Origin of the sequence: Rhodococcus jostii RHA1 (assembly GCF_000014565.1) — a bacterium.
Taxonomy (GTDB): domain Bacteria; phylum Actinomycetota; class Actinomycetes; order Mycobacteriales; family Mycobacteriaceae; genus Rhodococcus_F; species Rhodococcus_F jostii_A.
On the sequence record NC_008268.1, the window covers coordinates 6,854,991 to 6,867,295 of the forward strand.

11 protein-coding genes are annotated in these 12,305 nt (G+C 70.0%); 7 read left to right on the top strand and 4 right to left on the bottom strand.

Annotated elements, in window-relative coordinates:
• Positions 1–40: 40 nt before the first annotated feature.
• The 5 genes from RHA1_RS31125 (at position 41) to RHA1_RS31145 (ending at position 6,354) form a co-directional block, all read left to right on the top strand.
• Complete coding sequence (locus tag RHA1_RS31125) at positions 41–1,453, top strand: MFS transporter (RefSeq protein ID WP_009479568.1); 1,413 nt, start codon at positions 41–43, stop codon at positions 1,451–1,453.
• 52 nt (positions 1,454–1,505) lie between these two features.
• A complete protein-coding gene (gene nirB, locus RHA1_RS31130) occupies positions 1,506–4,016 on the top strand; it encodes a nitrite reductase large subunit NirB (protein ID WP_011598288.1) in 2,511 nt (836 codons plus the stop codon).
• Positions 4,017–4,097: 81 nt separating this feature from the next.
• Entirely contained in the window at positions 4,098–4,499 is a 402-nt protein-coding gene (gene nirD / locus RHA1_RS31135; RefSeq protein ID WP_011598289.1) for a nitrite reductase small subunit NirD, read from the top strand.
• Positions 4,496–5,653, top strand: a complete 1,158-nt coding sequence (locus RHA1_RS31140; protein ID WP_011598290.1) for a uroporphyrinogen-III synthase — start codon at positions 4,496–4,498, stop codon at positions 5,651–5,653. The genes nirD and RHA1_RS31140 overlap by 4 nt, the downstream gene beginning before the upstream one ends.
• Entirely contained in the window at positions 5,650–6,354 is a 705-nt protein-coding gene (locus tag RHA1_RS31145; protein WP_011598291.1) for a sirohydrochlorin chelatase, read from the top strand. The genes RHA1_RS31140 and RHA1_RS31145 overlap by 4 nt, the downstream gene beginning before the upstream one ends.
• A gap of 4 nt (positions 6,355–6,358) precedes the next feature.
• Here RHA1_RS31145 and RHA1_RS31150 read toward each other — a convergent pair whose 3' ends face one another.
• On the bottom strand, positions 6,359–8,107 hold the full coding sequence (locus RHA1_RS31150) for an NTP transferase domain-containing protein (protein ID WP_011598292.1): 1,749 nt from the start codon (positions 8,105–8,107) through the stop codon (positions 6,359–6,361).
• Positions 8,108–8,129: 22 nt separating this feature from the next.
• Positions 8,130–8,255 carry a hypothetical protein gene (locus RHA1_RS52965; RefSeq protein ID WP_272942765.1) on the bottom strand — a complete coding sequence of 42 codons (126 nt, stop codon included), beginning with the start codon at positions 8,253–8,255 and terminating at the stop codon, positions 8,130–8,132.
• A gap of 61 nt (positions 8,256–8,316) precedes the next feature.
• Here RHA1_RS52965 and yczR point away from each other — a divergent pair, with 61 nt between their 5' ends.
• The gene (gene yczR, locus RHA1_RS31155; protein ID WP_011598293.1) at positions 8,317–9,762 is read left to right on the top strand and encodes a MocR-like transcription factor YczR; all 1,446 of its coding nucleotides are present in this window, start codon (positions 8,317–8,319) and stop codon (positions 9,760–9,762) included.
• 140 nt (positions 9,763–9,902) lie between these two features.
• Complete coding sequence (locus RHA1_RS31160) at positions 9,903–11,168, top strand: lipase family protein (RefSeq protein WP_009479576.1); 1,266 nt, start codon at positions 9,903–9,905, stop codon at positions 11,166–11,168.
• A gap of 13 nt (positions 11,169–11,181) precedes the next feature.
• Here the strand turns inward: RHA1_RS31160 and RHA1_RS31165 are convergent, their stop codons facing one another.
• Positions 11,182–11,490, bottom strand: a complete 309-nt coding sequence (locus RHA1_RS31165; protein ID WP_009479577.1) for an MGMT family protein — start codon at positions 11,488–11,490, stop codon at positions 11,182–11,184.
• 10 nt (positions 11,491–11,500) lie between these two features.
• Complete coding sequence (locus tag RHA1_RS31170) at positions 11,501–12,286, bottom strand: alpha/beta fold hydrolase (RefSeq protein ID WP_011598294.1); 786 nt, start codon at positions 12,284–12,286, stop codon at positions 11,501–11,503.
• Positions 12,287–12,305 lie beyond the last annotated feature (19 nt).

Sequence of the window (12,305 nt, forward strand, 5' to 3'; positions counted from 1 at the left end):
TTTTCTACCTTTGGGTCTCCCACACAACGAGGAGGCCCGGGTGAAGAAGCACTACATCGAGCACTGGGACGCGGAAGACGTCGACGCCTGGGAGGCGGGCGGCAAGGACATCGCCAAGCGGAACCTGATCTGGTCGGTAGTCGCTGAGCACGTCGGCTTCTCCGTCTGGTCGATCTGGTCGGTCATGGTGCTGTTCATGCCGACCGACATCTACGGCATCGACGCGGCGGGCAAGTTCTTCCTCGTCGCGGTCCCGACCCTCGTCGGCTCGATTCTGCGAATCCCGTACACGGTGGCGACGGCCCGCTTCGGCGGCCGCAACTGGACGGTCTTCAGTGCCCTGGTCCTGCTCGTGCCGACGCTGTTCACGCTGTACCTGATGATGAACCCCGGCGCGTCGTACACGACGTTCATTCTCGTGGCCGCCCTCGCCGGCGTCGGCGGCGGCAACTTCGCCTCGTCGATGACCAACATCAACGCGTTCTACCCACAGCGCCTCAAGGGCTGGGCGCTCGGCCTCAACGCAGGCGGCGGCAACATCGGCGTCCCGATGATCCAGGTGATCGGCCTGCTCGTGATCGCCACCCTGGGTAACACGGAGCCGTGGATCGTCTGCGCCGTCTACCTGGTGTTCATTGCCGTCGCCGCGGTCGGCGCCGCCCTGTTCATGGACAACCTCGGCAACCAGAAGTCCGATCTCCGGTCGATGGCCAAGGCGCTGAAGTTCTCCGACTCGTGGGTCATCAGCTTCCTCTACATCGGAACGTTCGGATCATTCATCGGCTTCAGCTTCGCGTTCGGCCAGGTGCTGCAGATCAACTTCCTCGCCGGTGGCGCCACCCCCGCCGCGGCTGCGCTGCACGCCGCGCAGATCGCCTTCATCGGACCGCTGCTCGGCTCCATCGCGCGGCCGATGGGCGGCAAGCTCGCCGACCGCATCGGCGGCGGCAAGATCACGCTGTACACGTTCGTCGCCATGGCGCTCGCCGCCGCAGTGCTGGTCACCGCGGGGACCATCGACGACGGCACGCCCGGCGCGGCCACGGCCGGAGTGCTGGTGGCGTTCGTGTTCGGCTTCATCACCCTCATCCTGCTGGCGGGTATCGGCAACGGCTCGGTCTACAAGATGATTCCGTCGATCTTCGAGGCCAAGGCGCAGGGACTCGAGGGACTGAGCCGGGACGCCAAGGCGGCGTGGTCGCGGGCGATGTCCGGCGCCCTCATCGGGTTCGCGGGCGCCATCGGTGGTCTCGGCGGTGTCGGCATCAACCTGGTGCTGCGCGCGTCCTACGGCGGCACCGCGAAATCGGCGACCATGGCTTTCTGGGTGTTCCTCGCCTTCTACATCGCGTGCATCTTCGTCACCTGGTTCGTCTTCCTGCGCCGCCCGTCCGTCACTCGTGGGCTCACCGTCTCCGACGGCGACGACGAAAAGGTGTCGGTTTCGGCGTGACCTCGCGCAGTACCGCATGAACTCGAGTAATTCAGCTAGAAGGAGCGACGGCATGAGCCGCAAGTCAGCAGTGGTCATCGGGCACGGAATGGTCGGACATCGATTCGTCGAGGCGTTGCGTGCGCGCGACGAGTCGGACGACTGGTCGGTGACGGTGCTCTGCGAGGAGCCCCTCCCCGCGTACGACCGGGTGGGACTGTCCTCCTACGTGGGGGCGTGGGACCCCAAGGAGCTTGCGCTCGTGGGTAACGACTACCCGGACGACGCTCACGTCGATCTCCGGATCGGCCGTCGGGCCGCGACCATCGATCGGGAGTCCCGCAAGGTCACCACCGATTCGGGCGAGGTCGTCGCGTACGACGCTCTCGTGATGGCCACCGGTTCGTACCCGTTCGTGCCGCCGATCCCCGGGCACGACCGGCCGGAGTGCTTCGTCTACCGCACGCTCGACGACCTCGACGGCATCCGGAAGCGTGCCGACGCGGCCGGTCCCGGCGCCGTCGGTGTCGTCGTCGGCGGTGGTCTGCTCGGACTCGAGGCCGCGAACGCGCTCAAATTGATGGGCATGACACCGCACGTGGTCGAGTTCGCGCCCCGGCTGATGCCGCTGCAGGTGGACGAGGGCGGTGGAGCGCTGCTCGCCAACCTGGTCACCGACCTGGGTCTCACCGTCCACACGGGTGTCGGCACCGCGGGCATCACCGAGGGTCCGGACGGGATCAGCGTCGAACTGTCCGACGGTTCGGTGATCGAGGCCGCGCTGCTGGTGTTCTCCGCGGGTGTGCGGCCGCAGGACCAGCTGGCCCGCGACGCCGGCCTCGAGGTCGCCGAGCGGGGCGGGATCATCACGGACCTCGGCTGCCGCACGTCGGACGAGAGCATCTACGCGGTCGGCGAGTGCGCCGCGGTGGAGGGACGGTGCTACGGCCTCGTCGCTCCCGGCTACACCACCGCGGAGATCGTCGCGGACCGGCTGCTCGGCGGGGCGGCGGAGTTCCCGGGCGCCGACCTGTCCACCAAGCTCAAGCTGATGGGTGTGGACGTCGCCAGCTTCGGCGACGCACACGCTCAGACCCCCGGCGCCCTGGAGGTGGTGCTCAGCGACGCGGCCAAGGGCACCTACGCCAAGCTGGTCGTGTCCGACGACGCGAAGACGCTGCTCGGCGGCATCCTCGTCGGCGACGCCTCCGCATACGCGTCGCTGCGCCCGCTCGTCGGCCGTGAACTGCCGGGCGATCCGGCCTCGCTCATCTCACCGGCGGGGGAGAAGCCCGGCGCCGGGTCCCTGCCCGACGACGCCGAGGTGTGCTCCTGCAACGGCGTCACCAAGGGTTCGATCTGCGGCGCCATCGTCGACGGTGCCTGCGACATCGCGCAGGTCAAGAGCTGCACCAACGCCGGAACGACGTGCGGCGGCTGCCTGCCGACGATCAAGCAGCTCCTCGCGTCGTCCGGCGTGGTGATGTCGAAGGCGCTGTGCGAGCACTTCGAGCAGTCCCGCGCCGAACTGTTCGAAATCGTGCAGGTCACCGACACGCGCACGTTCTCCGCGCTCATCTCGAAGTACGGGAAGGGTTCGGGCTGCGACATCTGCAAGCCCGTCGTCGCATCGATCCTGGCGTCCACCGACTCGGACCACATCCTGCACCGCAACCAGGCGGGCCTGCAGGACACGAACGACCACTTCCTGGCCAACATCCAGAAGAACGGCACCTACTCGGTGGTGCCGCGGATGCCCGGCGGCGAATGCACGCCCGAACAGCTCATCGTCATCGGCGAGGTGGCCCGCGACTTCGGCCTCTACACCAAGGTCACCGGCGGTCAGCGCATCGACCTGTTCGGCGCCCGCGTCGAGCAGCTGCCCGCGATCTGGAAGCGTCTCGTCGACGCGGGCATGGAGTCCGGTCAGGCCTACGGCAAGTCGCTGCGCACCGTGAAGAGCTGCGTCGGATCCACCTGGTGCCGGTACGGCGTGCAGGACTCCGTCGGCATGGCGGTCGACCTCGAGAACCGGTACCGGGGCCTGCGGTCCCCGCACAAGATCAAGTTCGGTGTCTCGGGTTGCGCCCGCGAATGCGCCGAGGCGCGCGGCAAGGACGTCGGCGTCATCGCCACCGAGAACGGCTGGAACCTGTACGTCGGCGGCAACGGCGGCCAGTCGCCGAAGCACGCCCAGCTGCTCGCCGGCGGGCTCGACGACGAGACCCTGGTCCGCTACATCGACCGGTACCTCATGTTCTACATCCGCACCGCGGATCGTCTCCAGCGCACCGCGCCGTGGGTCGAGTCCCTCGAAGGCGGGCTCGACCACCTCAAGGCCGTGGTGTGCGAGGACAGCCTGGGCATCGCCGCCGATCTCGAGGCGGCCATGGCCAAGCACGTTCTGGGATACAAGGACGAGTGGGCGGGCGTGCTCGAGGACCCGGAGAAGCTGTCGCGGTTCGTGTCGTTCGTCAACGCGCCCGAGGAAGCCGATCCGACCGTCTCGTTCGACGACACGGGCGTCCGGAAGGTCCCGGTGTTGATGGGAATGCCGAAATTCGCAGCTTCTACATCGGAGTAATCCCCACTTAACGCTGCGGAAACACCGACCCCGAACGATGTATCCAAGCACGGATACACACCAGCCCGAAGGAGGACTGTGATGACCGTCGTCGACATGAATGTGCACAGTGCCAGTGGAACCAGGCGTGAGAGCGTCAAGTCAGGCCGTCTCGAATGGACGTCCGCGTGCCCGCTCAGCCAGCTGATTCCCGGTCTCGGGGTGGCGGTGCTGCTGCGGGGCGGGGAGCAGGTGGCACTGTTCCTGCTCGAGGACGGATCGCTGCGCGCCGTGGGCAACATCGACCCGTTCGGGCGCGCGGCCGTGATGTCCCGCGGCCTCGTGGGTGACCGGGCAGGCGAGCCCACCGTGGCGTCACCGCTGCTCAAGCAGGTGTTCTCGCTGGTCGACGGTCGCTGCCTCGACGACGAGTCGGTGCGGTTGCCCGTGTACGACGTGCGGGTGTGGGCCGGCGTCGTCCAGGTTCACAGCACGAACGCGTGAACGACGACACGCCGCTGTGCGGGTTCACGATCGGGATCACGGCGTCCCGGCGTGCGGAAGAGTTCGCCACACTGCTGACGCGGCGTGGTGCCACCGTGGTGCACGCTCCGGCGATCCGCATCATCCCGCTGGCCGACGACACCGAACTCGAGCGCGTCACCCGCCAGATCATCGACAACCCGCCGGAGATCGTCGTCGCGACGACGGGGATAGGCTTCCGCGGCTGGATGGAGGCCGCGGACGGCTGGGGTGAAGCGGAGGAACTGGGCCGCGCACTGGCGGCGAGCCGCCTGCTGGCCCGCGGACCCAAGGCGAAGGGCGCGATCCGGGCCGCGGACCTGCGGGAAGAGTGGTCACCCGCCTCGGAGTCGTCGGCGGAGGTGCTCGATCACCTGCTCGGTGAGGGCGTCGAAGGCAAGCGCATCGCGGTCCAGCTGCACGGTGCCACCACGGAATGGGAGCCGGTCGCGGACTTCTGCGAGGTGCTCCGCTGTGCGGGCGCCGACGTGATCGCCGTCCCCGTCTACCGGTGGACGCCGCTCGAGGACCAGGCCCCGATGGACCGGATGATCGAACTGATCGCCTCCGGCGGCCTCGACGCGGTCAGCTTCACCAGCGCACCGGCGGTGGCCTCGCTGCTGACCCGCGCCAAGGAGACCGGAATGATCGAGATGGTGCTGCACTCGTTCCGGCACCGCGTGCTCGCGGCCTGCGTGGGGCCGGTGACCGCCGGACCGCTGCGCGAACTCGAGGTGCCGACGACGATGCCGGCGCGCTCGCGGCTGGGTGCGCTCGCGCGGCACATCGCCGACGAACTGCCCAGGCGGGCGAACAAGATCCAGACCGCCGGACACGAGCTGAGCATCCGCGGCGGCTGCGTCGTCGTCGACGGCGAGGTGCGGCAGCTGCCCCCCGCCGCGATGTCGCTGATTCGCACGCTCGGCGCCCGGCCCGGCCGGGTCGTGCCCCGGGACGAACTGCTCGCGGCGCTGCCCGGCGGTGGCGGCGACACCCATGCCGTGGAGACGGCCGTGGCGAGGCTGCGGGCGTCCCTGGGTGCACCGAAAGCCGTTCAGACGGTGGTCAAGCGGGGATACCGCCTCGCTCTCGACCCCGTCGACTGCGTCGATTCACGTGAGGAGGGACAGCAATGAAGGAGACAGCACTGGTACTGGTGGCACACGGAACGCGGAGTCCCCGGGGCGTGGAGATGATCGCCGCGCTCGCCGACGCCGTCGCCGAGCAGGTCGGACCCACCCGGGTGTCCTTCGTGGACGTTCTCGGGCCCTCACCGGCCGAGGTGCTCCGCGACATCACCGGGCCCGCCGTCGTGGTCCCGGCGTTCCTCGCGTCCGGCTACCACGTCCACACCGACGTTCCGCGGGAAGTCGCGGACAGTGGTCACCCCTCGGTGGCCGTGACCCGGGCGCTGGGACCGGACCCCGTTCTCGCGGAGGTCCTGCTGCGGCGCCTCGTCGACGTGGGCTGGCGGCCCGGCGACGCGGTCGTGCTCGCCGCGGCCGGATCGTCCGACCCGCGGGCCCTGCGTGACGTCCGGCGCGCCGCGGCGTTGCTGTCGGAGCTCGTCGCGTCGCGGGTCCGGATCGGCTACGTGGCGACAGCGCAGCCGCGCGTCCCCGACGTGGTGGCCGGATTGCGTGCGGGCGGCGAGAAGCGCGTGTTCGTCGCGTCGTATCTCCTGGCCCACGGACTGTTTCACGCGCGCCTCGCCGATGCCGGTGCGGACGGAGTGGCCGAGCCGCTCGGTGTCGATCCGGCCGTCGTCGACCTCGTGGCGGAGCGCTATCGCAGCGGAATTCCGGCCGCGCAGCGAACCCTGTCGTTCCAGCGCTGACCCGTCAGCGCGGTAGCGGCACCAGTTCGGCCAGATCACCGTCGGCCGCACCGGCAGGGACCAGCGCCAGCGCTTCGCGGTCGATCAGGCCCGCGAGATGCGCGGTGCGGATTCCGGGGTCGACGCGCCACGTGCCGTCCGGTTGGGGGACCGCGGGCAGGATGCGGGTGGCGTCACCACTGACCTCGGACGCATTCGCGAGTCGCGCCAGCTGACGCGGTGCCGGGCCGCGGCCCGTGAGTGCGGCCGCGATGGACGGAACCGTGGTCAGGAGCGTCACGACCGCGGCGTACGGGTTCCCGGGCAGCCCGACTACCACCCGTCCGTCGGGCAGCAGCGCGGTGACCTGTGAACCGCCCGGGCGGCACCGCACCCGCCCCACCACGATGCGGGCCTCCGCCCGGTCGAGCGCCGCACGCAACTGGTCGGCCGCGCCGCCGCCGGTGGCCCCGACGATCACGATCAGATCCGGCTGGCGGACTTCCCTGAACAGTTCGTCGAAGCTGGCGGACGTGTCCCGCAGGTGGGTGTCCGCGACCGTCCGGATCCCGCACCACGAGAGGAACTGGGGGAGAACGGGTCCCAGAGCGTCCCGCGTCTGCCCATGGCGCAGCGGACCGTCCCGCCGGATCTCGTCCCCTGTCACCACCACGTGCGCGCGGACGGGTCCGCGGACCCCCGCGGTGGTCACCTCCGCGCTCGCAGCCGCGGAGACGAGGGCGGGCGTGACGGCCGTGCCCTCCGCCGCGAGCCGATACCCCTCGTGCCAGTCCTCTCCACGCCGCCGCGCGTCGTCGCGCACGGGGGCGTCCTCCCGGCGGGACAGTCGCGGCCCCTCGGAAGTGTCTGTGGCCACGGCGAATTCGTCGCGCACGACGGCGGTGGCGCCGGTGGGGAGGTGCGCACCCGTCGCGATCCGGGCCGCCTCGCCCTCCGCCAGTTCGAGTTCCTCGGAGCTTCCCGCGTAGCGTATGTCGTCGCGCAGCATCCACGGACCGTCGCCCGCGACGGCGTATCCGTCCATGGCGGAGACGGCGATGCGCGGGAGAGCTTCGGCGGCGAGCAGCGGCTCGGCGAGGGTGGCGCCGAGCGCTGTGCCGAGCGCCGCGGACCGCGGCGGGAGCGGGGGGACGACAGACAGGATCGCCTCCCTTGCCTCGGTGATCGTGACCGGTGCCGCCGCGGCCCTGCTCCGGGCCCGCTCGACGTCCTCCGGTGTGTCGCAGTCGGTGACGCCGCGGAACAGGACAGTGTCGAACGTGTCCGGAACGAGCGCCTTCATCGGCTGGTTGACCGCCGACCCGAGCGAGCGCACACGGTCGGTCAACGCACCGACACGCCACGCGGACAACAGGAACTGCAGGCGGCCCGACTCGTCGATCGCGAACACGGTGTCGGCGTCCTGCACGGCGGCGGCGAGGGCCGCCACCATCGTGGGTTCCGCGAACGGCAGATCCGACGCGAGCAGAATCACCCGGTCGTCCGGTTCGGCGTCGAGCACGGCGAGTCCGGCGGCCACCCCCGCGACCGGCCCGGCGCCCGGCGGCGTCTCCTGTGTCTGGAGCACCGTCGAATCGAGGTCGGCGCGCCGAGGTCCCACGACGACGATGCGCTCACAGTCGTCGACGGCGTCGAGGGCGGTGTCGAGCATCCGGCGTCCGCCGACCACCACGGCGGGCTTGTCGACGCCGCCCATCCGAGTGGCTCGTCCACCGGCGAGGACGATCGCGTGAACGGGTGCGGCAGAGTTCATTCCCTCATGCTGCCGCACACCCTCAGTCGCTGTGCAGGTGGCTGCGCGGAGGTCCGGCGAGCCCGGACCGTCCGCCGCGCGCCGTGCTGACGCAGAGCCAGGCCACCGACGCCAGGCTGAGGGTCAAGAGGATTCCAATTACGAGCATGTATCGATTGTCGGGGCAAAGTGGACCGCGAATTCCAGTCCTCTGTGGAAAAGTGGCCTGTATGAGTGTCGAACCAGTCCGAAGCGTCTCGGCAACCGAATTGGCGGTGCTGCTCGGGGCGGCGCCCACCGGCGGGCAACCGCTGTACCGCGGGCTCGCCGACGCCCTCCGCGAGAGAGTGGCGGACGGGTCGATGGCCGTGGGAGTCCGGCTGCCCGCCGAACGGGCCCTCGCGGAGGAGCTCCGGCTCAGCCGGGTAACCGTCAGTGCCGCGTATCGCGAACTCCGCGAGTCCGGTTGGGCGTCGGCGCGACACGGATCGGGAACCTTCGTGGCGATGCCGTCGGGACCTCCGGCGTGGGGAAGCATGGTGGGCGCGCCGGTGGACGGTGTCATCGACCTCGTCAATGCCGCGCCGGCGGCCGCCCCCGAACTCAGGGAGGCCTACCTGGACGCCGTCGACGAGTTGCCCCGCTTCATGCCCCAGCACGGATACCACCCCGGCGGACTGACAACGCTGCGGGCGGCGATAGCAGGCCACTACACCCGCAGGGGTCGCCCGACCACCCCGGACCAGATCCTCGTCACGGGTGGCGCGGGTGATGCCACCGAAGTGGTCTTCGAAGCGCTGGTCGAGGCAGGCGATCGCGTCCTGGTCGAACACCCGACCTACCCCGGCGCGGTCGAGTCCGTGCAGGCGGCCGGCGGCAGACCCGTTCCGGTGGCGATCGATGCGACCGACCCGGACGCGTTCGTCGCCGAGGTCGACCGGGCGGCGCGGCAGAGCGCCCCGACGGTGGCGTACCTGATGCCGGACTTCTCCAATCCCTCGGGAGCCAGGGCGACCCCGGAGGGCAGGCGGCGACTGGCCGCGACCCTGGCGCGCCACGGCGTGGTGACCGTCGTGGACGAGGTGGCGGCGGAACTCGTGCTGGACGGTTCGGACGACCTCGAGCCCTTCGGCGTCCCGGTCCCGGAATCGGCGGTTGTGGCGATCGGCAGCCTCAGCAAAACCGTGTGGGGAGGTATCCGCATCGGCTGGGTGCGCGCCGAGGCCGCCCGCACCGCGCAGATGGCCAAGATCATGGCACGCAGGCAATTGTCGGTCTCGGTGCTGGATCAGCTTGCGGCCGTGCGCTTGTTCGCCCGGCACGACCGCCTGGTCGCGCAGCGGCGCCGCGACCTCCGGGTGCAGCGGGACGCGCTCGCGGCGGCGGTCGACGATCGGTTGCCCGGGTGGAACTACGTGCTGCCTGCCGGGGGGCTGTCCCTGTGGTGCGCGCTCCCGGCCGGAACGGGTTCGACGGATCTCGTCGCCGCGGCACGGTCGAGGGGCTTGCTCCTGGCGCCCGGGCCCCGGTTCGGCACCGGCCATCTGTTCGACGACCACCAGCGGTTGCCGTTCACGCGGCCGGTGTCCGAGCTGACCGCGGCCGTGAATATCCTTGCCACCCTGGTCGTGTCCGGCGACGCGTCGATGTCCGCGTCGCCGACGCTCGTCGTGTGACGCGCGGGTGTCCGACGAGAAAGTACCTGTGAATCCAAGTATCAGTCAGAGACCAGTTCGGTACCGGGAAAGGGGCTGATCTTTATCGACGCTCTGGCATAGTGATGCCGTCGACCGCTCGCTGAATTGTGGGGTATGTCATGGGCTCGTTGTTCCGCAGATCCTTCGGCACCGCTGTACTCGGCTCGGTCCTCGCGCTGACTGCCGCCCTCGCGGGCGCAGGCACCTCCACGGCACAACCCCCGTTGCCGTTGCCCCCCTTGCTGTCCCCACCCGCCGCCGACGCGATCTTCCCCGTCGCCGACCCCGACCCCTTCTACATCCAGCCCGCGGACGTCGCCGACCATGCACCGGGCGAGGTCCTGAAGATCCGCCAGCTGCCGCCGTCGTACTACTTCCCCGGCAGCGCGATGTGGGAGCTGCTCTTCCGGACCACCGACTCCGAGGGCAAGCCGATCGCGGCGAACACCACATACGTGCTGCCCCCGAACCACGTCCCGGACGGACCGCTGGTGTCGTACCAGCACATCATCAATTCGCTGGGCAACAAGTGCAAGATCGTCACCGAGCTCTACACCACCGACCCCCTGCACCAGATCCGCGAGGCTGCGGGACTCAACATCGCACTGGCGCGCGGGTGGGCAGTGGCGCTGCCCGACCATCTCGGACCGAGGATGGCGTACGGCGCGGCGAAGCTCGGTGGCCAGATCACCCTCGACGGCATCCGCGCCGTGCAGCAGGTCCCGGAACTGCAGGTGCAGAACAGCAAGGTCGGACTGGGCGGATACTCCGGCGGCGGCATGGCCACGGCCTGGGCGGCGGCGCTGGCGCCGAGCTACGCCCCCGAACTGAATATCGTCGGTGCCGCCGAGGGCGGAACCCCGATGAACCTGGTGAAGATGGCGGAGGCACTCGGCACCAACCCGCACCCCGCGTTCGGTCTCGCGATGGCCGCCGCACTGGGCCTGGAACGCGAATACCCGGACCGCATCGACGTCAGCGGCCAGCTCAACGACGAGGGCCGCTGGATGAAGCAGATGATCGGCAACGGATGCACCAACGAGATCATGCTGTTCGGACTGGGGCGCAGCGCGTCACAGATGACCGACAACAAGAACTTCATGGACGATCCGGAAGCGTGGAAGGTGATGGAGGAGAACAGCTTGGAGCTGTATCCGGGCGTGCCCACCACGCCGATCTTCGAATGGCACAGCCCGACGGACGCCCTGATCCCGGTCGATTCGATCGACACCACCCTGCGGCGGTACTGCGACGCGGGCACACCGGTGCAGACGCTGCTCACTCCGACCCCCGACCACCTGTCGGCGGCGGCGCTGGGACTGCCCCAGGGGCTGGACTGGATGGACGCCCGGTTCCGCGGTGATCCTGCGCCGAGCACCTGCTGAGGCGGGCGGGACGTCAGCCGGACCGATCGAACCGGTGCCGGGCCGCCGCGAGATCCACGCGGCCGTCGCGGATGGGAACACCCTCGAGTTCGAGCTTCGCGATCTGCCGGTGCGCGAGGTGCGGTGCCGGTCGTCCAGACGCGCCCAGCACCCGGTGCCAGGGGAGGTCTGCGGAGTCGGTGCGCATGATCCAGCCGACCGTCCGCGCACTGGACAACCCTGCCGCCGAGGCGATGTCGCCGTACGTGGCCACCCGCCCGGGCGGAATCGACGCGACCAGCGCGCGGACCGCCTCGACCTGTTCCTCCGTCGTCGCGACCATCACACGACCATCAGAGGAGTGTGCGGACGAGCTCGGCGACCTCGTCGGGCCGGGCCTGCGGCACCATGTGATCGCAGTCGAGGTCGACGGCGGTGAGGTTGTCGCCCAGATGGTCGGTGAGAGCCTGGCGGAACTCGGGTGTGACGTACGGCGGTTGCACCCTCGACGCCTGCACGAGGACGGTCGGCAGGTGCGCGGGCGGCAGGACGGCCTCGCGTGCGAGCTCACCCCACGCCGTGACGACGGCGGGGGTGGACAGCCGCCAGTTGACCCGGCCGTTCGCCAGCGGCACCAGGTGTTCGGCGATCTCGTTCTCGAGGACGTCGCGGGCCACTTCACCCCACGAGCCGTGCACCTTCTCGGACCGGGCCTCCGCGACGTCGGTGTAGTCGGGGGAGGAGATGGTGAGATCCGCCACCGATTGCATCAGCTCGGGATCGAGCCCGATCGCGGGATCGAGCAGCACGAGTCCCCGGACGCGGTCGGGGACGGCACGCGACAGGTGCAGTGCCAGGGCGCACCCGAACGAGTGGCCCACCACGAGCACGGGTCCCCGGGCGTATGCGTCGAGCGTGTCGACGAGACTCGCGACGTGGGCCTCGAGATTCCACGGCGGCGCCCACGTGGAGCGGCCGTGGCCGAGCAGGTCGGGGGAGATCCAGCGGGCGTCCGGCAGTTGGTCGGTGGCCAGCGCCTCCCACCGTCTGCCGTGACCGGTGAGTCCGTGCAGGGCGAGGATCTCCGTGCCGTCCTCGGCGCCGAACAGGTACGTATTCAGTGCTGACACGTGACCCATGATGCCGGATCGGGTCGCC